This window comes from Arcticibacterium sp. GJ41-1, assembly GCF_055808875.1.
In genome coordinates, this window is the sequence record NZ_CM147888.1 from 5268616 (window position 1) to 5289479 (window position 20864).

Sequence of the window (20864 nt, forward strand, 5' to 3'; positions counted from 1 at the left end):
ATGAAAAAAATACTTTTATCATTTGTACTTACTTTATTTATTACCAATCTAAGCTTAGCCCAAAAAGGTTGGACTTCCCTTTTTGATGGAAAAACGTTTAATGGCTGGCATATCAATGAAGACGACCCTAGCTGCTTTTCGATTGAAGATGGCACCATTAAAGTAGCTGGAAAAAGAGCTCACATGTTTTATGAAGGGCCTGTAGCAAATCATAATTTTAAGAATTTTGAGCTAAAGCTAAAAGCCAAAACTTTACTAGGTTCTAATTCAGGGATTTTTATCCATACAGCCTACCAAGCTACTGGATGGCCTTCTCAAGGATATGAAATACAAGTAAATCAAACACATACCGATTGGCGAAAAACGGGTAGCCTTTACGCTGTGGAAGACGTAAAAGAGAATTTTGCCAAAGACAATGTATGGTATGAGTATCACGTGATAGTAAACGGAAAAAGAATCATCATCAAAATAGATGGTAAAGTAGCCGTAGACTATACCGAGCCAGATGTACTTCCAGAAGATAGAGGTAATAAAAGACTAAGTTCTGGAACTTTCGCACTACAAGGTCACGACCCAAAAAGCATCGCCTTTTTTAAAGATATTAAGGTGAAGGTTTTGAATTAGGGTTAAATGCCGTTGGTGTAAAATATTATGGCAAAGCCCATTGGGCTTTGCCATTTTTATGAGACCATTATTATCTACTTTAATATTTCCAAAGTCACTTTGTTAAATGCTACGGAAAGCTTTAAGTATAGCTAAACTTAAGCCCTTCAATAAAATATTTTCTCAAAGAACATTATTTAGGAGAAGTCTAGCACTTCCATTTATTCTTTAAAAAGTTTTCAAATTTCACCCCTATACGTGCATTCCTGTTTCATCTAAGCTACATTATGCATATCATTGCATATTGCTTTGAACCTATCTAATCGAATGAACAAAAATTATACTATAGCCAAATCGGGAATTGCTTTCGAACAATTTACTGATGAATTTGTAGTAGTTAACCTTCCTGAAGGTCACTATTATAGCCTAAGAGGTACCGCTTTTTTTATGTTCCAGTTTCTTACCAAAGGCTCTAATGCCTCCAGTATATCTTCAGCACTAGCTAAACACTTTGATATTAGTGAACAAGACGCTCTAAAAGAAAGTGAACAATTTATTGATGCACTTCTTACTCACAAATTACTTCTAGAAACGGAAGAAGAAGTTGTGTTTAATATTCCCTCTCCCGAAGTTAAAAGTCCATTTTTGAAACCAGAAATTGAAACTTTTGATGACATGAAAGAACTACTCATTTTAGATCCTGTTCATGATGTAGACCCTCAAGAAGGATGGCCTTTAAAAAAGTAAGTTCGCCAAAAGTTTCCGTTATAATCCCTCTTTTTAATGGAGAAAAATATATTGAAGAAGCTATCAATAGTGTGCTTAGGCAGTCTTTTCGAGACTTAGAATTGATTATTGTAGATAATGGCTCTACTGATGGCTCTAGATTAATTGCGGACAAATTTGAGGATAAAATAAAACTTTTTATTGAGTCGAAAAAGGGGGTAGCTGCCGCAAGAAATTTAGGAATAAAGCATGCTCAAGGGGAGTACATTACCTTTTTAGACCAAGATGATTACTTCCTGCCAACAGCTATTGAACAGCTGTACGATGTTATAAACCAGTCCGAACACCTAGCTGTAATGGGCAAAACTCATTACTTGTTCGAAACTCAAGCCTCAAGAAAGCGATGGCCACAAATAAATGAAGAAGGAATTCTATTTTCAACACTGCTAGGTGCTTGTGTTTTCAAAAAGGAACTTTTCGAAAAACTCGGATACTTATTAGAAAACCCTGAGATTTCTGATGATGTAGAATGGTTTTATAGACTTGACCAAAAAGGAATAGAAATTCAAAAAGTAGACAGTGTTACCCTAACGTATAGGCAGCACGATAACAATACCACAAGCAGCCAAGAATATACCCAGGGAGTAATTCTAAAATTATTAAAACACACACTAGACCAACGAAGAAAAACCAATGCTTCTTAGTGTAATTATACCAGTTTATAACTCTCCTTTATACATTGAAGAGGCTCTTAAAAGTGTTATTAAGAATATCCCACTAGAATCGGAAATTTTAGTGATAGATGATGGCTCTACAGACCAAACTCCTAAGGTCCTCAAGAATTTTGATTATAACATTTCTATTCTCTTTAAAGAAAACGGTGGCCCTTCGTCCGCTAGAAATTGGGGAATTAAACACTCTAAAGGAAAATACATCAGCTTTTTAGATGCAGACGACATCTGGCCTAATGATAAAATTTCAAGACAACTAAACCATCTTGAGAATAACCCAGAAAGTGACCTAGTATGGGGAAGAACGCTACCTTTTGGTATTAATATTCGAGAGGAGAAGCCTGTTTTTAGTGCTTATCTAGGTGCTGGCTTGTTTAGAAAATCCGCCTTTGATAAAGTGGGAAACTTTGATGAACAACTATTGTTTGGAGAAGATATAGATTGGTATTTAAGAGCCAAAGAGGCTGGTCTTCTACTAAACATTGAAAACGAGATTGGCTTACATTATAGACTACATCAAAACAACTCCACAAATAACATATCGCTTAGAAATGCATATACTATTAAACTCTTAAAAAAGAAATTAGACCGAAGAAATGCTACCAATTAGTGTAATTATCCCTGTTTTCAATGCCGAAAAACACCTTCGACAAGCTTTAGATTCGGTATTGAATCAAAGCCAATCAGCATCAGAAATAATAGTAATAAATGATGGGTCAACTGACAATACCCTCCAAATATTAAATGGATATGCTAATCATATAAAGATAATAAACAGAGAAAATAAAGGCCCGGCCTTTACTGTTAACGAGGGCATTTCTTTATCAAAAAACGACTGGCTCTGCTTTCTTGATGCTGATGATTTATGGACCAATAATAAACTAGAAAAGCAATACGAATTTGCATTAGCTAACCCCATAGTAAAAGTATTTTTCGGGCTTAGTGAACAGTTTTTGAGCGATGAACTTACAGAAGAACAAAAAAGTAAAATTGCACTAATATCAAATCCACAAAAAGGTATATTGAGGTCAACCATGCTGGTTCACCGCTCTATATTCGAGAAGACCTCGTTATTTGACACTACATTAGTCTTTGGTGAATTTATAGATTGGTTTACAAAGCTAAAAGAGCATAATATACCTTACTTAGTACAAGACGAACTGTTTCATAAAAGACGACTCCATCCAAATAGTTTGACCAGTAAAAAAGAGCACCTAAAAGATTTTGCCATGCTGATAAAAAACAAACTTGATCGTGAGAGAAAAAGTAAAAATATATAAGTGGTCACTTGGAGTAATGGTAACAGTACTAATACTCCTACTAACATATAAAAAAAGATATTTCCTTGATAGACAATTAACTATTAGTATTCAAAAAATACACAAAGGAATAGCTGATCTAATTGAAACCCCTGAGTCTATTGTAGCATTTCAAACAATCTTCTCTAATATTAAATTTGATCAACCAACTTGTTTGAAAATTATAAATAACGAAGAAGACGAGGTATTATATGTTGCTGAAAAAGCTGGAAGGCTCTTCTCTATTAGCCTTAAAAGTAAGACACCAGTTAAGAAACTTATAATAGATATTTCAAGTCAAATAAATAGCTATATGAACAATGGCTTAATTGGCTTTGAAATTGACAACGCACATGATAGAATATACCTCCACTATAACTCTGACAAAGAGACTATTCAAATTTCCGCTTTTGAAAAGAAGAATGCATTTAAAAAGGAAAACCATATCTTAACAGTAAACCCTGTATACCATAGTGGAGGCACTTTAAAACTAGATAGTACTGGAAACCTCTTTATTTCAATAGGGGACTCTAAAAGGTTTGACAGTGAACAATCCAGTCAAGATTTAAGAAGACTTCAAGGAAAGCTCCTCCGAATTAAACCAGACTTAAATAACCCTTCTAAATATAGCATCCCAAATAATAATCCTTTTACTGATAACCAGTTTGGCTACAAAGAAGAAATCTATGCCTATGGCTTCAGGAATCCTTATAGATATACATTAGACCCCTTAACAGGAAAAATGTATCTCGGTGATGTAGGTGAGGATAATTTTGAAGAAATAAATTTAGTTATAAAAGGTGGCAACTACGGATGGAGTATAAAAGAAGGAAATCACGTTTATAGACAAGACACGAGCTCTTCTTCAATCAAAACAATTCCACCAATTTTTGAGTATGAACATGGACTTTCTGGTTTTTCTATAACCTGCGGCCCAGTTTACAGAGGCGAAGAAATACCAAGTTTACATGGTCTTTTGTTATATGCAGACTATGTAAGAGGTGCTATTTGGGCATTATCAACAGATAATCTAACAAAAACATTAATTGCCGAAAATTCAGGAAACATCTCATGCTTTGCCACGAACAACAAAGGCGAAATTTATTTTTCTGATCTAAGTTCTGGATATATAAAAAAACTAGTCAATATCAATCTGACAAATGAAGATAACAGCTAAAATCTTTGAGTATTTCGCATTCTTCTTGGTGGGGTGTATTTTATTGCTTTTAATCGCTTTTAAAAGCCACTGGTTTTTTCAATACAGTGGATGGCTAAGACTCCTGTATCCTATCTGCCTTTTTTTAGGCATGCTACTTGTTTTTTTTTACGGATTTAAAATAATCAACCTCAAGGGCACTTACGGCCTAGTTACACTTTTCTTAATAGAATTCATTTTATTCGCCAACCTACATTTTTCAGCCAAAAATCAAGAAGCCCTAATTTCCTCCTTGCCTTTACAGAATATGTTTTATAATGAAATGGCAAGTATTATGCAATACGAACCTACAATTAGTGAGTTTGATAGTATAATTGGATACATGTTTAAACCCTCATCCACTGCCATGTTCAGTAATCTAGAGTTTAAAACAAAAATTTCTACTAATAGTTTAGGCACTAGAGATGATGAAGCCTCATTTAAAAACCCTCAAATTATAGCTTTAGGAGATTCCTATACTGCTGGTTGGGGAGTAGAAAGCTCTGAAAGGTTCACTGAAATACTTGAAAGAAAAAGCAAATTGATGGTGCTGAATGCAGGCGTTTCCTCTTTCGGTACTGCTAGAGAAGCATTATTGTTAGATAGGATAGATTTAGACTCTTGTAAAATGATAATTATCCAATATTGCATGAATGACTATCTTGAAAATCATACTTGGCTTGACAGAATGTCAAAAGGAGAAACATTCAAACCCTCTTTTAACAAAGCTCAGTATTTATTACGTGTCAATGGTAATGAAATAATAAGTCACTACACTCCTTTTAGGTACTTGCATGCATACCTTTTAACCATCGGTAAAAGACTTTTCTCTAAAAACTTCTCCCTCCCTAAAGTGGCAACAAATGACATGCCTGAACATGCTGATTTATTCATTAAGGGTTTAGAAATAATACAAAAACGATTTAAAAATAGAATTTTAGTTATTAGTCTTTCAAATAGCTATGAAAGGTTAGACCCAGCTTTTGAAAATATCCTTCACAAAAAAATCATTAGTTCTGGATTATCCAATATTGATATTCTAAGAACAAGCCATCTTTTGAAGAAAGAAGACCATTTTTTTTTAGACAACCATATAAATATTAAAGGCCACGCCAAAGTCGGAAATGCCCTATATGATTATTTAAAAAATAATCCATTAAAATAGGTTTTCGGCTAGAAAAACAACTACATGAGCTGTAGGTATTAAAAGAAATACCCCTAAACCTGTTCCTGCCACTCTAGCCACAATAACCCACTTTAAATACCTCTTAAAGTATTTTTTATCCATTCCTTCAAACGCTACTTTGTCTGCTAGTATTCCGATATGAGGTTCTGTAATTAATATGGACAATACTGTAGCAAAACCTACAATAAATCCATTTAATGAAATACATGTTCCTCGAAGTGATGGATTTAAATAGCCCGCGTATAAACATGAAAGTACGCTTACAGTCAAAATAGCCTGAATAGCAAGGTTAGCCCCAATCATACTAATTGGCATACCTTTAAGGTTATAACCCTTTTTGAGATTCAAAACCTTTTCAGAAGCCAAAGATGAACGAAAAATTAACTTTATCCTTTCAAGCTTTATTTCCTTAAATACTCTAGTAATTGAATTTTGATGATGTGCTTTTTGGACTACGCTTGAAATACTATTAATTGTAAAATTAATAGCAAAAAGACCTGCAAATGCCCCAATAAAAGAAAGAGCAATAAGAAAAATAAACAGAAAGTCGTTTGGGGATTTTTGCTCAATTATTTCCAACTCCACAGTTTTAGATAAAAGTGGAGCCTGAAGTGTGTTTGCAAAACGAGTAAAAAGAAAGATAATATTATAAACAGAATAAGTGGCAGCCATTTTTTTTGTTTCAATGCCAACCATTTTTACTGAAAGGCTCAAAGTGCTCAAGAAATGAATGGATATTGTTAAAAACCCAATAACAAAAAGACTACTATCTACCACTTAAACTATTCTTTTTTGTTCTCTTTTCCACCTCGTAAGATACCAATTGAATAAATAGACCCATACACTTGGCCACCTTTCTTTTAAAAACATTCGGTAATAAATAAACCTACGCTTAGTTCCTAAGTAAACCATTGCCAAAGTGCCCTTTTCTCTAATATTAGACGATATTGAGTTATAATAAGACATCTCATCCCATGTCGGTGTTAACCCTTCCAATTCAGTTAAAACTTCTTGAGGAATTTGAGCGTTAAAACGTTCTTGTAAATATGGGATAGCCTTTTTTATAAACGGAGAATAACAAAACGACTTACTTAATCTTATAAATTCACTCCAATCAACAGCATCTACATCTTTTCTTAAGATCATTAGACAATCAGCCACCCATCTTATAGGAGGTACTGGGTCAAAGTCTCTACCATGAACTAAGGCAACAAAAAACTCATGGGTTGTATCTAACCTTTTTGTGTTTATCTCATCCCATTCAAATTCACATGCTTTCTCCCAAATAAAATCACAAGACTTACTTATTTGAGAATATTCACTAAATACATGCCAATGAAGGTCTATATCCATCCTCCCCTTGCCTTCTAAATGAGTGGCGTGTACAAAGTCAAGTATTTGCATATCCGCTTCATTAAAATCAACACCCAACTTAGACTTCGCTATAAGTTCAAGAACCTGCTCTTTATCCTTCATGGGAATCAGTAAATCTCCATCGTTCATCGGTCTATGCTCAATACGATCATAGTAATTGGTTGCCAGGCTTATTCCTTTAAAAACAATATGGTCTATTTGATACTCATTCAGTGCTTTTATTAACTCTTTTACAGATAGGGAAATCCGTTGATTTTTAACCCAGACATTCTTTTGATGGCCTTTTAGCTTTTTAAGATATGAATGGTTTTCTATACCTAAATTGTGAACAATTAATGGCAATAACCTATGACACGCCATATCTAGAGGATCTAAAAACTTAGAAAGAAAGTTTGGTTCCTCTGCCTTTAAGTTATCCAAATTCTCTTTTACCAACCATTTTTGAAAAAACATTAAAGCCTCTTCCCTTGGAAATAGAGCTGCCTTCAACAGTAGTTCATGCGATTCTGTAGGAAAATGCCCTCCCTTATCGTAAACTGAAAAGTCTGTTTTAATCATTTAAAAACTTAATTATTATGTCTATTTTTTTCGGAATTTGCTTTAAGTCTTTTCCCGTACTGAGCTCTATAACCTTCTTACCCTTTAGTAAACGAGATAGCTTATTAAAATAGGAAACATCTGTTTTCAGCAAGGCCATACTACTTGGGGCAAGTGCCATTAATGCTTTAGCAGTATTACTTTCTTTAAAAAATGTATTCTCTTCTCCTAAATACTTTGGAAGTATCACTCCCAAAAAAGGCATTTTGATTGCCATTTTTTCAGGCCAAAAATCATTTAAAAAAATCTGAGCCTTTTCTTTTGGAAGTACCTCTGCATTATAAATATGTGGTTTTAGTCTAGGAAAAAGAGATACCTGACTCTCTTCGAGCTTAGCAACATTATAGAGATTGTAAATATACTGTGTCTTAAAATTTACTAAAACTAAATCATCCCCTGCATATAGCAAATCTGAGTCTAAACATGATAAAGCTGCCGTTGACTTCCCTGAACCTCCTCTTCCTGGCATAAGTACACCACCTAATCCATTCCCTACAGCTGCAGCATGAACTATAGCATAATCATCAAGGCTATTAAAGACGTGATGAAAAATATCCCGAAAAGGAAAACTCCGCTCCCACTCTGGCATTTCTCCAAAATCTTTAATCCAGAAAAAAGCTTTTCTCTCAACCAAATCAACTAAATAAAAACAATTTTGCCAAGACATAAAACGGGCAATAAACCTGCTGCTATCTACCGTCGGTATAAACCCATTTTGGTCTAATTCATCCCAATCCCAACTGGGTTTTGGTAAATTAAGGCCACCATTCTCTATATCAGAAACATAAATACAATATTCACCATTTGTTTCATCTGAAATCAAATGGCTAATGGCTTTACTAAAGTTATCCTGCTCACAAAAACCACAATAATCAACAGTAAAAAGAATTTCACCTACCTTATAAGTTTTTGAATCACTTACACCAATACTTTGAAACCTTTCTAAGATTTCATCTACAAAAAGTTGATTCAACATTGTATTAAAAAATTCACCTTAATGTTTAAATATTTTACCACAAGCATTTTAAAAAATACCATTTCCTCAAATAGAAAAGAAGATTCTAGTTAATGAGAAATCAACAATGATTCAAGATAATTGAGAGTTTTATACTTACCCTTGAAAACTAGAAATTCTATTAAAACTAAAATGACAAAACGGTTAAATAAACTGGCAATTCCTTATCTCATAAATTTCATCTACACCGACCCTTTACTAATTTTGCACCCCATGCTAAAGATAGCCTACTCGCCTATTTACATTTATGAGCTGCCAGACGGTCATCGTTTTCCTATGGAAAAGTATGAGCTTATTCCGGCTCAGCTTCTGCATGAAGGTACTGTTAGTCAAGAAAACTTTTTTCACCCAACAGCACTTAATGACGAGGAGATACTCTTAACGCATACTGCCGAATACCTTGACAAACTAAAGACTCAAAATCTTTCAAGAAAAGAAATAAGAGCTATCGGTTTCCCTATGTCTTCTAAACTCATTGAAAGAGGAAGGTATATAGCAAACGGCACTCTTCAATGTGCCAGATATGCTATTAAACATGGCGTGGCCATGAATATAGCAGGTGGCACCCACCACAGCTTTGCTGACCATGGCGAAGGCTTTTGCATTTATAATGATATTGCCATAGCATCTAACATCCTTCTTAAAGAAGGAGTTTTCAATAAAATACTGATTGTAGACTTAGACGTGCATCAAGGAAATGGTACCGCGAAAATTTTTGAAATTGAACCACGTGTGTTCACTTTCAGTATGCACGGAGCCAAAAATTATCCTGTCAGAAAAGAGCAAAGTGATTTAGATATTGGCCTAGCCGATCACACAAAAGACGAACTTTATCTCAGTACACTTAAAGACACATTACCAAACCTTATAGAGCAAGTAAAACCGCAAATGGTTTTCTATCTTTCTGGAGTAGATATTTTGGAAACCGATAAATTAGGTAGACTCTCTGTCTCTATAGAAGGCTGCAAAGAAAGAGACCGCTTTGTAATGCAAACATGTCAAGATTTGAACTTACCCCTCTGCATTAGCATGGGTGGCGGATATTCTCCTGCCATAAGACATATTGTAGAAGCACACGCCAATACTTTTAGGTTGGCGAATGATATTTTCTTTTGAGAAATTACTTCTGAATATAAACCGTCTTCACATTCACAAACTCCATCATGCCGTCTTTTGCCAACTCACGCCCATAACCAGATTTCTTGGTACCGCCAAAGGGTAACCGTGGGTCAGATTTAACCAAATCGTTCACGAAAAAGGCTCCATCTGGCACTAGATTGATATACTCTTTTACCTGTTTCAAATCTTGGGTAAAAACACTAATTCCTAAACCAAATTCCGTATTGGCCGCTACTTCAAAAGCTTCTTTGGCATCTTTTACTTTGATAATAGGAGCCACTGGACCAAAAGTCTCTTCTTTAAAAACCGGCATATCGGCACTTATATCTGTCAAAACTGTTGGCTCATAGTAAGCTCCTTTTTGTTTTTGACCAATAAGCACTTTAGCACCCATCTCCACAGATTTATCAACTTGTTCTGCCAAAATATCGGCTAAATCTTCTCTAGCCAAAACACCAATTTCAGAACTATCCGACATCGGGTCGCCAGACTTTAAGGCTTTTACCTTTTCGACAAACCCATCTACAAATTTGTCATAGACTTTTTCTACCACTATAAAACGTTTCGCGGCTATGCAGCTTTGACCCGTATTCATAAAACGTGCTTTCACACCTATTTCAAAGGCTTTGTCAATATCGGCATCTTCTAAAACCACAAAGGCATTGCTTCCTCCCAGTTCTAAAAGAGATTTCTTGATGTTTTTTCCTGCCAAACTCGCTACCGAGGCACCAGCTTTTTCGCTTCCGGTCAGTGTAACCGCTTTGACTATATCATTTTCTAAAAGTGTCTCAATACTATCATGAGAAACCAAAAGATGCTGAAAAGCCCCTTCGGGAGCACCTGCTTCTAAAAATATATCGGCTATATGTTTGGCAGAGCCTAAAACATTAGAAGCATGTTTTAACAAACCAACATTTCCCGCCATAAGCGTAGGTGCGGCAAATCTAAACACCTGCCAAAATGGGAAATTCCAAGGCATAATAGCCAAAATAGCACCCATAGGCTCATAAGTCACAAAACTCTCATGAGCATCTGTACTAATGGACTTTGGACTTAAAAAAGCTTCCCCATTTTCAGCATAATACTCACAAACCCAAGCACACTTTTTCACCTCAGCTTTAGCTTCTGAAATTGGTTTGCCCATTTCTAAAGAAATGGTTTCAGCATATTTTTCAAGATTTTCTATCAGCAAAGCCGCAGCCTTATTTAAAACTTTAGCCCTTTCAGCAAACGACCTCGTTCGCCATTCAGCAAAACTCTCGTCTGCTTTTTTTAGCATAGCATCTAGTTCTGAAGCACGGTGTTCTGGGAAAGATGCTAATTCTTCATTATTGTAAGGATTTATACTTTTAAACGCCATAACTCATGTTTTTTTTACATAAAGGAGATACGAAACAGCAAGAGCATCGGACTCAAATTGACTCATTAAATCCGCTCTAAAATCTCCTTAAACCAAACCGTATAGTTTCCTTCGTTTTTAAGAAGGTCAGCTTTTACCTCTTCCACATCTACCCATTTAAAGTTTGCCACTTCTTCAGGGTTAGCCACAAAAGAGTCATTGTATTCACCAAAAAACACATGGTCAATCTCATGCTCTATTAAGCCATTATCAAATGCAGCGTGATATCTAAAAGTAAATTTATAGTCTATTTCGCAGTTAAAGCCCATTTCTTCTTCCAGCCTTCTATTGGCTGCTTGCTTAATTTCTTCTCCTTTATTTGGGTGTCCGCAGCAGGCATTTGTCCATAATCCAGGAGAATGGTATTTCCCAAAAGCTCTCTGGTGAATCAGCATTTTACCCTCCTTATTAAAAATAAGAACAGAAAACGCTCTATGCAGTTTGCCCTCTCTATGAACTTTTATTTTTTCATCGTAGCCAATGATTTCATCTTCGTCATTAACTAAGGTTATATTTATCATTACTTGTATGTTTGACACTTAATAAGAAGTTACTTTTAAATATATACGCTATTTTTGAACAAATGTCCTAAATTTCAACCTTAAAATTACTCAACCCTTAATCGCATGAAAATTTACAAAACTACCAAAGCCTTCATTATTGAAAACGAAGGTCAGTATTATTCGTCAAAACATACTAACTGGGATTCTTTTATCAATAGAGATAACTTATTCCAAGAGCTTCAAAAAGAGATTCAGAGCTTAACAGCTTCTCCCGAACTAAAAAAAGTAGCCTCGGAAGATAATTTAGCCCCTATCCAAAATCAAGAAGTCTGGGCTTCAGGAGTTACGTACTTAAGAAGCAAAAGGGCTAGAATGGAAGAATCAAAAGATTCTGGAGGAGGAGACTTCTATGACAGAGTTTATGATGCCGACAGACCTGAGTTGTTTTTCAAAGCTACTGCTGGCCGTGTGGTAGGTAATGGAGAAAACATCCGAATTAGAAGAGATTCCAAATGGAATGTTCCTGAGCCAGAATTGACACTTTTCATTAATACCTCCGGTCAAATTTCAGGATATACCGTAGGAAACGATGTTAGTAGTAGAGATATTGAAGGGGAAAACCCTTTGTATTTACCACAAGCAAAATCTTACGACAAAAGTGCAGCCCTAGGCCCTTGCATTTATGTGTCTGACAAACCAATTGACCCAGAATCTGAAATTAAATTAGAAATATTCAGAAACGGAGAGAATGTTTTCAGTCAAAACATTCAAGTAAATCAGATGAAAAGAACACAAGCTGATTTAGTTAAATATCTTTATACAGAATGTACCTTCGACAATGGCTGTTTTCTTATGACAGGTACTGGAATCATTCCTGAAGATGAATTTTCTCTTCAAGTGAACGATAAGGTTGAAATCAGCATTGAAAATATAGGAACACTATCAAACACGGTAGAAACAAAATAACATGACAATACAAGGAAAGAACATCATTGGTTTTAATAATTCATCAGAAGGTACCGTTGCCATTCAGGCAATCAATCCGGTAACAGGAGACACTTTAGGGCCTTTATTTTATAATGCTACTTTAGAGGAGTTAGCCTCAGCTACAGATTTGGCGGAAGACGCTTTTGCTGTTTACAGAAAGAAAAGTGGTAAAGAAAAAGCTACTTTTTTAAGAAAAATAGCGGACGAAATAGAAGCCATAGCTGAAGATTTAACTGCAAGATATACCTCAGAAACAGGCCTTCCAGAGGGAAGAGCAAATGGAGAAAGAGGTCGTACCTGCGGTCAATTAAGATTATTCGCCTCGCTTTTAGAAGAAGGCTCTTGGCTTAACGCCAAAATTGACCCAGCAATGCCAGACAGACAGCCAATGCCAAGAGTTGACCTTAGGTCAATGGAAAGGCCATTAGGTCCTGTTGCGGTTTTTGGTGCCAGTAACTTCCCATTAGCTTTTTCTGTAGCTGGTGGAGATACTGCCTCTGCTTTAGCTGCCGGCTGCCCATTAATATTCAAAGCTCACCCTGCACATTTAGGCACTTCGGAATTAGTAGGAACAGCTATTCAAAAAGCTGCAAAAGAAACAGGAATGCCTGATGGCGTTTTCTCGATGCTTCATGGCGACCCTGAATTAAGCCAAGAGCTAGTAAAAAGCCCTGCTATAAAAGCTGTAGGTTTTACAGGTTCTTATAAGGTAGGGAAATTGCTTTTTGACATTGCAAATGCAAGACCTGAGCCTATTCCGGTTTATTCAGAAATGGGCAGCACAAACCCTGTTTTCATTTTACCGAAAACTTTAGAAAGTCAAAAAGAAGCCCTGGCAGAAAACTATATCAACTCTGTTAATATGGGGGTTGGACAGTTTTGTACAAATCCTGGAATCTTATTGATTCAAAAGAATCCTGCTTTCATAAACATGCTAGAAGAAAAAGCTAAAAGCTCTTCTGGAGGAAATATGCTTACGCCAGGTATTAAAGATGCCTATAACGGTGGAATAGAAAAGTCTAAGAAATTCACTAAGATTATTGGTGTTGGTAAAAAAGCAGAAGGATTAACAGGTGTTGAGCCAACTATTCTTCATGCCGATTATCAAACATTCAAAGATAATCCTCAACTAGACGAGGAGATTTTTGGACCTACTAGTTTGGTGGTTGAAGGAAATTCTAAAGAAGAATATCTTGAAATAGCTAAAAACTTAGGAGGCCATTTAACAGCAACCGTTCACGGTTCGGAAGAGGAATTGACAGAGTATGCCGAACTTCTAGAAATTCTAGAACAGAAAGTGGGTAGACTAATTATCAACGGATTCCCTACGGGTGTAGAAGTTTCTCACGCCATGGTGCATGGTGGACCATTTCCAAGTACTACAGACAGTAGAAGTACATCTGTAGGTACTGGAGCTATTACACGCTTTACAAGACCGGTTTGTTTCCAAAGCTTACCAGATTCTTTACTTCCTGATGAGCTTAAAGAAGCAAACCCTCTAAATATTTGGAGATTGGTTAATGGTGAAATGACTAAATAAATAGAATGAATCTTCATCTAAACGAAAAAGTAATTATTGTCTCTGGTGGAGCCAAAGGTATTGGAGAAGGCATCTGTGCTCAGTTAGCATTAGAAGGTGCCTTCCCCGTTATCATTGGACGAAACGAGGAAGACAATCAAGCCTGTCTTGATAAAATTAACGCCGCTGGCGGTTTTGGTTATACCGTAAAAGCAGAGCTTTCAAAACCAGAAGAATGCGAAAGAGCCATCAAAGATGTCCATAAGCGTTTTGGTAAAATACATGGACTGGTAAACAATGCTGGTCTTAATGACGGTGTAGGTCTTGAAAGTGGCAATTATGAAGGTTTTATGCAGTCTTTGCATAACAATCTGGTTCACTACTATTTATTAGCTCACCATGCTTTACCCGCCTTAAAAGAAACAAAAGGCAGCATTGTAAACATCACGTCTAAAGTAGCAGAAACTGGCCAGGGTGGTACTTCAGGTTACGCGGCAGCCAATGGTGGCAGAAACGCTCTAACAAGAGAATGGGCGGTAGAACTGCTTAAATATGGCATCAGAGTAAATGCTGTGGTAGTGGCAGAAAGTTACACGCCAATGTATGACCGCTGGATAAAATCTTTACCAGACGGAGAAAAACAATTAAAAGAAATAAACAACAGAATTCCCTTAGGAAACAGAATGACAACGGTGGAAGAACTAGCCAATATGGTGGTATTCTTACTCTCAAAACGTTCTAGTCACACCACTGGTCAAATAATGCATGTGGACGGAGGGTACGTTCACCTTGACAGGTCATTAATAAAGAAATAAGAAAGCATGAAAAGATTTTGTTTGGCTCTAGATTTAAAGAATGACCCAAAACTTATTGAAGAATACGAGGTTTATCACCAAACCGCTTGGCCTGAAATTACTGCTAGCATAAAAGACGCAGGAATCCTTGATATGGAAATTTACCGTATTGAAAACCGTCTTTTTATGATAATGGAAACGGAAGACAATTTCTCTTTTGAAAAAAAGGCTGAAATGGATTTAAACAATCCTAAGGTTCAAGAATGGGAAAAGCTAATGTGGAAATACCAAGATGCCTTACCCTCTGCCAAAGAAGGAGAAAAGTGGCTAATGATGGATAAAATCTTTAAACTCTAGTCTTCATTCAGTTTATACCATTCCACATTTTCTAGGTTTGCTCTTCGTGATGCCCTTGCTTCTGGTGCATAGTGCTTTGCCAAATAATCTAGAATGGCAGGCTCAGACTCACCCAAATCCCACAGGTTTTGGGTCTTTTGCATCCATATAATCTTATCTTTCCAGCCCTCTCGGGTAAACCTATTTTGAGTAATTAGTTGGGACGAATGGCAGGCTGTACATTGCCCTTTTACCAACATTAAGTTCGGGTCAATAGCTAAACCACTTTCTGGGTCAATCCCAGAAGTAACTTCTATTTGACTTTGCGGCTGACTGTTTTTGCATTTGACCAAAACCAGAGAAACGCCTAACAATAAAAATATCAATAATCTCTTCATAGCCGTTTACCCCTCAATTTTCACCGCAATCCTATGGCATGAATTATTTAAATAACCTTTTGGGTTCCATCCCGGAATAACCATTGGCTGCGATTTCCCTTCTGAGTCTGTCGCTTTAGCCCACACCTCATAATAGCCTTCCTTAGGAAAATCAACTTCTGCAGACCAATGCTGCCAAGCCAATCTGTTAACTGGTTTATCTAATTGACAAACCTTCCAAGTAGCACCAAAGTCTGTAGAAACCAGCATTTTAGAAACTTCTAAATCTCCAGCCCAAGCATGCCCCCTAAGTTTCAAAGTTTTATTTAAACCTAACACTGCTCCTGTTTTAGGATAGGTGATCAAAGACTTGACAGGCATGGTTTCAATGATCTTGAAATCTTCTTCTGCCACTTTCTCTCCGGGTGCCACAGGGTTCTTAGGAACTCTGTAGCTTGTGCCAGTCATTTTTGGCCCATCATGTACTATATTTCTAATAGAAATTCTCTCCAACCATTTTCCTGAAGTAGATGCTGGCCATCCGCCAATTACTAGCCTTAAAGGATAGCCATTCATAGCAGGAATATCTTCATCATTCATGGCCCAAGCTATCAAAGCTTCGTCCTCCATCGCTTTTGAAATAGGTACACCTCTTGAAATGGGTTTCTTGTCAGGGTCACCACTAATGTGTGTGTCTTTTCCGTAATATCCGATATATACAGCGTCGTCTTTTAAACCTACATCTTTCAAAACATCTTTTAACCTTACACCAGTCCATTTCCCACAAGACACAGCACCTTCTGCCCATTGATTGCCAGAGGCAGGAGGATAATATCCCGCTCGACCATTTCCACCGCATTCCAAGGTTAATTGATAAGAATAGTGTTTAAACTTATTCTTTAAATCGTCAATAGAATACGACTTTGAGCTTACGGCAGACTCTCCATCGATAGTAAGTTTCCAGTTTTTTAAATCAATCGTTTCAGGCGGAATACCATTATTCCTGACAAACATTTTGTCGGCAGGAGTAACTTTATCATCCAACAAATGTGGAGGAGCTTCTACATTCCAAGGCCTATTATTAAGGACAATCAAATCCTTATGTTTTCCTGGTAAAATATCTTCTAATTGACTTTCTGATACTCCTAAAGGAAGAACGCCCTTTGGCAAACTTGCAGCAAACACAATATTAGAACCTACTAAATAGGTCAAAGGCCCAACCACTGATTTCTTTAGAAACCCTCGTCTATTCCAAATTCCAGATGACATATATCTACTAATTCTTCTTTACAAATGCCTTAAACAAAGTCCAAATTAACCATACAAATGGGAAACCGTGGAGTATTAGGTCAAAGTAATCCATCGGCATCATTCCGCTTGCCCCACCTAAAAGCCATTTCAATTTTCCTACAATATGCGGTTCAGGTGTAAAAGGGGCTAGACCTAAAGTTAAACATACCATCAAAGGCATCAAAATTTGCTTGAAATCAACCTTCATAAGCCCTTAGCCTTTAGTTGGCTGTAGCCAGCATTTGTCAAATTATAAACTTTGAATCCCTGCTTTTCTAAAACTTTAGATGCTCTAGCACTTCTACCTCCTACTGCACAGTATACAAACACAGGTTTTGATTTATCAAGTTTAGAAAGATTCTGCTCAAACTTAGCATCACTATAATTAACTAAATTTGATTTCTCTAATTTCCCATTCGCCCATTCTCCTGGCGTTCTTACATCTAATAATTGAGCATTTTCGGTAGACTTGTAAGTGCTCACAAATTCATCTAAAGGCAAGTTGGTTATTTGCGAGTTTGCTTCTTTACAAGCCATTACGCTTATCAGCATAAATAACAATAATACAATCCTAGACTTCTTCATATTCTACTTCTATATTTTTCGTTTCTATTTTTTCATTCTTACTATCCATTGGTATACATGCCGCACAACCAACATTCATCACCGCCTGATACACAAAGAAAAGACCTGCCATTACTAAAAAGTATTGACCTTCCATGATACTTACTATGGCGATATACCCACCCATAACCAGTCTCAAAATTCTCATGACGCTCCAGGGCTGAGCCAACAATTCTATAAATTTCATTCTATGTTTTTGTTTATACTACAATGATAAGAATAGAAAAAGGTTCTCTATTGAACATTTGTCACATGGTAGTCAATCAAGCCCTGCATAGGGTCTTGTAATATGACAACGTCGTTATCAAAATATTTAGCCAACGTAGCCTTTAATAAATCTTGAAAATAAAATCCTACGGAACCTACAAAACCAATCTTAAGATTTCCTCCAACATCATACCTCAATAAATTATGCTTGACAAATTCGTCAAAGGCTCTTGATACTAAATGAGATGCCCATTCATGTTCAAGATTAATCTTTAGAAAAGGAACGAAAGTTGCGAAATATGCATTTGGCTTTTCACTAGCCATTATCTTAAAAATATGCTCCCTCTCAAAACTTCCATACTCTTTTTCAAACTTGGTTTTGAGCTCTAACGGCAACTCATCTCTCAAATATGCCTTAATAAGTCTTTTACCCAAATCTGACCCACTACCCTCGTCTCCTAACCAAAAACCCAAAGATGGTACCGACTGAATTATATCATCACCATTATAAACACCCGTACTTGCACCAGTCCCAAGAATACTAGCAACACCTTCCCCTTTACCAAACAAAGCCCTACAGGCTCCTAAAAAGTCTGAAAAAGCATCTACTTCGGCAGAGCTGTCAATGTACTTATTCAAATAACCTGACATCACATTAATCTTGTCACTACTAGACACCCCTGCTCCATAAAAATGAATAGATGAAATGGCTTCGCCAAAATGTAATTTAACCGAGGTAAGTATTTCACCTACCTTCTCTTCACTCATAAAATGAAGATTTATTCCCTCCGTTTTAAAGATTCGACAAAAAGTACCTTGGCATAAAGCCCAATTGGTTTTCGTAGAGCCGCTATCTGCAATTAGCTTCATTTAATAACATCTGATTCCAATACAATTATCCGTATTTTTGTCGATTATTTTATGGAAATGAACGAATATAGCGAGCATACTTTGCCAAATGGCATCAGACTAGCACACAGACAGGTTACTCATACCAAAATTGTTCATTGTGGCATCATGCTAGATATTGGCAGTAGAGATGAAAAACCACATCAAGTAGGTCTAGCTCACTTTTGGGAGCACATGGCTTTCAAAGGAACAAAAAAACGGAAGTCCTATCACATCATTAATAAACTTGAAGTAGTAGGCGGAGAATTAAACGCTTACACTACTAAAGAGAAAATATGCTTTTACGCCTCTGTTTTAGATAATCATTTTGATAAGGCAATAGATATATTAAGTGATATTACTTTTCATTCAATATTTCCAGAGAGACAAATTGAAAAAGAAAGGGGTGTAATACTAGAGGAGATGTCTATGTACCTTGACAGCCCTGAAGATTCTATTCAAGATGAATTAGACAGTTTAGTTTTTCAAAATCATACCTTAGGAAACAATATCCTCGGCACAAAAGAAAGTGTTCAATCCTTTACTCAAAACGACCTTAAAAACTTTGTTGAAGAGAATTTAGATACAAGTAAAATTGTAGTCTCTGTCGTAGGAAATATTACATTCAAAAAAGCTATTCGCTTGGTTGAAAAATATCTTCTAGATATCCCTACAAAAAGCAACAATTCTATTAGAACGAAGCCAAGTAACTACAAATCGCAAAATCTTATTTTTGAAAAGCCCATTAACCAAGCTCATGTGGCTTTAGGAATTCCTTCTTTTTCACTACATAACAAAAATCGTTTTGCATACTTTACACTTATTCATTTATTAGGTGGTTCAGGTATGAATTCTAGACTTAATGCTAGTTTAAGAGAAAAACACGGTCTTGTTTATGGAATTGATGCAACCTATACGGCATTTACAGATAGCGGTTATACTTCCATCTTCTATGCCACCGAACCAAAGAATTTAAAGAAAGCGAACCAGCTCGTTCTTAAAGAAATAGAGCTGCTAAAAACTAAACCTTTAGGCAGTTTACAATTAAAGAATTTAAAGGAGCAGTTAATGGGTCAATTAGCCATGTCTGACGAAAGCAATCAAAGCTTTATGTTAATGATGGCCAAAAGTCTTCTGGACCTTAATAAGGTAAACACTTTAGAAGAAGTTTTCACAAAAATTAAGGTTATTGCTTCCAAAGACCTATGGGACCTCGCCATAGAGGCACTCCCACAAGATGCCTTCTCAAACCTTACATATAAGGCTACATATTAAAGAATATGTTTGAATCTCACATACACTATATACTCAAAGTTCTTTCACTACCACCAGCTATTAATAAGCAAGTCATTGCAGTAAACAAGATTTGTTCCACAAGAATAGTGATTAGTATTCCTATTATACTACTGCATATATAACTATCAAATCTTATCCAATTGATTTTAGCAGAATCATTCCATTACTTAACAAGCTAGAAGAATTTATAGCCAATTACCGTACACTTAATATCAAACTGATTTGGTTTTAGGGATCCTCGTAAAAAATCTTTATAATAGTTGAGCAATATCCCCTCCCCTATTAAAGAAATTCAAAAAAGAACTTAAAATTTGGGGACGTTTAAATTATTTAAATCTAGCTACATACAGCCTAAAGACTCACACCTGACTTTTGCAAAAGGGCAAATTCATCTATTTACAAATTACCTTTCCTTTTAAAAACTAATTAGAATGTTTTCTTAATACTATAATAAGGCTCCAAAGGGTCGAAATATCCTTTTCGTGACCATAGGGTTTATAAATTAGTAGTAAACTCATAGATGAGATGATTTTCTAAGCCCACAGGTTAGCCAAATGTACCGTTTAAATAACATCCCCGACTCTAGATATCCGAAACAGTTCTAAGATTTACTTATTAATCATAAAAATAACCAACACGTTAGTATTGAGTTTTAATAAAAAGGTGGCGGGACCCGTAGTCCGGCTACCTACTCGGACCATACCAACTATTTATGCATAAAAAAAACCCAACACGTTTCGTATTGAGGTTTAATAAAAAGGTGGCGGACGCGTAGTCCGGCTACCTACTCGGACCATACC

The 20864-nt window shown here is 36.2% G+C and carries 24 protein-coding genes; 13 read left to right on the forward strand and 11 right to left on the reverse strand.

What is annotated here, in order from left to right; translation table 11 throughout:
- The 7 genes from AC0L6O_RS21770 (at position 1) to AC0L6O_RS21800 (ending at position 5718) form a co-directional block, all read left to right on the forward strand.
- Positions 1-624 (forward strand): 3-keto-disaccharide hydrolase, encoded by a 624-nt coding sequence (locus AC0L6O_RS21770; protein WP_473305342.1) that lies wholly within the window; start codon positions 1-3, stop codon positions 622-624.
- Positions 625-930: 306 nt separating this feature from the next.
- Positions 931-1350, forward strand: a complete 420-nt coding sequence (locus AC0L6O_RS21775) for a PqqD family protein (protein WP_473305343.1) — start codon at positions 931-933, stop codon at positions 1348-1350.
- Positions 1332-2033: a glycosyltransferase family 2 protein gene (locus tag AC0L6O_RS21780; RefSeq protein ID WP_473305345.1), complete on the forward strand. Its 702-nt coding sequence runs from the start codon at positions 1332-1334 to the stop codon at positions 2031-2033. Before AC0L6O_RS21775 ends, AC0L6O_RS21780 begins: the two co-directional genes overlap by 19 nt.
- Positions 2023-2670, forward strand: coding sequence for a glycosyltransferase family 2 protein (locus AC0L6O_RS21785; RefSeq protein WP_473305346.1), 648 nt, complete (start codon positions 2023-2025; stop codon positions 2668-2670). Before AC0L6O_RS21780 ends, AC0L6O_RS21785 begins: the two co-directional genes overlap by 11 nt.
- A complete protein-coding gene (locus AC0L6O_RS21790; protein WP_473305347.1) occupies positions 2657-3340 on the forward strand; it encodes a glycosyltransferase family 2 protein in 684 nt (227 codons plus the stop codon). The genes AC0L6O_RS21785 and AC0L6O_RS21790 overlap by 14 nt, the downstream gene beginning before the upstream one ends.
- Before the next feature lie 193 nt (positions 3341-3533).
- On the forward strand, positions 3534-4535 hold the full coding sequence (locus tag AC0L6O_RS21795) for a PQQ-dependent sugar dehydrogenase (protein WP_473305349.1): 1002 nt from the start codon (positions 3534-3536) through the stop codon (positions 4533-4535).
- Complete coding sequence (locus AC0L6O_RS21800) at positions 4519-5718, forward strand: SGNH/GDSL hydrolase family protein (protein ID WP_473305351.1); 1200 nt, start codon at positions 4519-4521, stop codon at positions 5716-5718. The genes AC0L6O_RS21795 and AC0L6O_RS21800 overlap by 17 nt, the downstream gene beginning before the upstream one ends.
- Here AC0L6O_RS21800 and AC0L6O_RS21805 read toward each other — a convergent pair.
- From AC0L6O_RS21805 to AC0L6O_RS21815, 3 genes are read right to left on the reverse strand one after another with little or no spacing between them, the layout of a single operon-like run.
- Positions 5710-6516: a lipid II flippase family protein gene (locus AC0L6O_RS21805; protein ID WP_473305353.1), complete on the reverse strand. Its 807-nt coding sequence runs from the start codon at positions 6514-6516 to the stop codon at positions 5710-5712. The genes AC0L6O_RS21800 and AC0L6O_RS21805 overlap by 9 nt on opposite strands.
- Positions 6517-7671, reverse strand: a complete 1155-nt coding sequence (locus AC0L6O_RS21810) for a nucleotidyltransferase family protein (protein ID WP_473305355.1) — start codon at positions 7669-7671, stop codon at positions 6517-6519.
- Positions 7664-8686 (reverse strand): phosphoenolpyruvate carboxykinase (ATP), encoded by a 1023-nt coding sequence (locus AC0L6O_RS21815; protein ID WP_473305357.1) that lies wholly within the window; start codon positions 8684-8686, stop codon positions 7664-7666. The genes AC0L6O_RS21810 and AC0L6O_RS21815 overlap by 8 nt, the downstream gene beginning before the upstream one ends.
- Positions 8687-8857: 171 nt before the next feature.
- On the opposite strand from AC0L6O_RS21815, the gene AC0L6O_RS21820 reads away from it, so the two are divergent.
- A complete protein-coding gene (locus tag AC0L6O_RS21820; protein WP_473305359.1) occupies positions 8858-9841 on the forward strand; it encodes a histone deacetylase family protein in 984 nt (327 codons plus the stop codon).
- Positions 9842-9845: 4 nt separating this feature from the next.
- On the opposite strand, the gene AC0L6O_RS21825 is transcribed toward AC0L6O_RS21820, so the two are convergent.
- Positions 9846-11204, reverse strand: coding sequence for an NAD-dependent succinate-semialdehyde dehydrogenase (locus tag AC0L6O_RS21825; protein ID WP_473305361.1), 1359 nt, complete (start codon positions 11202-11204; stop codon positions 9846-9848).
- 65 nt (positions 11205-11269) lie between these two features.
- Positions 11270-11764 (reverse strand): isopentenyl-diphosphate Delta-isomerase, encoded by a 495-nt coding sequence (gene idi / locus AC0L6O_RS21830; protein WP_473305363.1) that lies wholly within the window; start codon positions 11762-11764, stop codon positions 11270-11272.
- A gap of 105 nt (positions 11765-11869) precedes the next feature.
- On the opposite strand from idi, the gene AC0L6O_RS21835 reads away from it, so the two are divergent.
- The 4 genes from AC0L6O_RS21835 to AC0L6O_RS21850 are packed head-to-tail and all read left to right on the forward strand — an operon-like array spanning position 11870 to position 15403.
- On the forward strand, positions 11870-12712 hold the full coding sequence (locus AC0L6O_RS21835) for a fumarylacetoacetate hydrolase family protein (protein WP_473305364.1): 843 nt from the start codon (positions 11870-11872) through the stop codon (positions 12710-12712).
- Between the two features lies 1 nt (position 12713).
- Positions 12714-14273, forward strand: coding sequence for an aldehyde dehydrogenase (NADP(+)) (locus AC0L6O_RS21840; RefSeq protein WP_473305365.1), 1560 nt, complete (start codon positions 12714-12716; stop codon positions 14271-14273).
- Between the two features lie 5 nt (positions 14274-14278).
- Positions 14279-15067, forward strand: a complete 789-nt coding sequence (locus tag AC0L6O_RS21845; RefSeq protein ID WP_473305367.1) for an L-fucose dehydrogenase — start codon at positions 14279-14281, stop codon at positions 15065-15067.
- Between the two features lie 6 nt (positions 15068-15073).
- Entirely contained in the window at positions 15074-15403 is a 330-nt protein-coding gene (locus tag AC0L6O_RS21850) for an L-rhamnose mutarotase (protein ID WP_473305368.1), read from the forward strand.
- Here AC0L6O_RS21850 and AC0L6O_RS21855 read toward each other — a convergent pair.
- The 6 genes from AC0L6O_RS21855 to AC0L6O_RS21880 are packed head-to-tail and all read right to left on the reverse strand — an operon-like array spanning position 15400 to position 18750.
- The gene (locus AC0L6O_RS21855; RefSeq protein ID WP_473305369.1) at positions 15400-15768 is read right to left on the reverse strand and encodes a hypothetical protein; all 369 of its coding nucleotides are present in this window, start codon (positions 15766-15768) and stop codon (positions 15400-15402) included. The genes AC0L6O_RS21850 and AC0L6O_RS21855 overlap by 4 nt on opposite strands.
- A gap of 18 nt (positions 15769-15786) precedes the next feature.
- Positions 15787-17028: a sulfite oxidase gene (locus AC0L6O_RS21860; protein WP_473305370.1), complete on the reverse strand. Its 1242-nt coding sequence runs from the start codon at positions 17026-17028 to the stop codon at positions 15787-15789.
- 7 nt (positions 17029-17035) lie between these two features.
- A complete protein-coding gene (locus tag AC0L6O_RS21865) occupies positions 17036-17257 on the reverse strand; it encodes a hypothetical protein (RefSeq protein WP_473305372.1) in 222 nt (73 codons plus the stop codon).
- Positions 17254-17634 (reverse strand): rhodanese-like domain-containing protein, encoded by a 381-nt coding sequence (locus AC0L6O_RS21870; RefSeq protein WP_473305373.1) that lies wholly within the window; start codon positions 17632-17634, stop codon positions 17254-17256. The genes AC0L6O_RS21865 and AC0L6O_RS21870 overlap by 4 nt, the downstream gene beginning before the upstream one ends.
- The gene (locus AC0L6O_RS21875; RefSeq protein WP_473305374.1) at positions 17621-17860 is read right to left on the reverse strand and encodes a hypothetical protein; all 240 of its coding nucleotides are present in this window, start codon (positions 17858-17860) and stop codon (positions 17621-17623) included. The genes AC0L6O_RS21870 and AC0L6O_RS21875 overlap by 14 nt, the downstream gene beginning before the upstream one ends.
- Positions 17861-17907: 47 nt before the next feature.
- Positions 17908-18750 (reverse strand): hypothetical protein, encoded by an 843-nt coding sequence (locus AC0L6O_RS21880; RefSeq protein WP_473305376.1) that lies wholly within the window; start codon positions 18748-18750, stop codon positions 17908-17910.
- Between the two features lie 57 nt (positions 18751-18807).
- On the opposite strand from AC0L6O_RS21880, the gene AC0L6O_RS21885 reads away from it, so the two are divergent.
- Entirely contained in the window at positions 18808-20043 is a 1236-nt protein-coding gene (locus AC0L6O_RS21885) for a M16 family metallopeptidase (protein ID WP_473305377.1), read from the forward strand.
- Positions 20044-20864 lie beyond the last annotated feature (821 nt).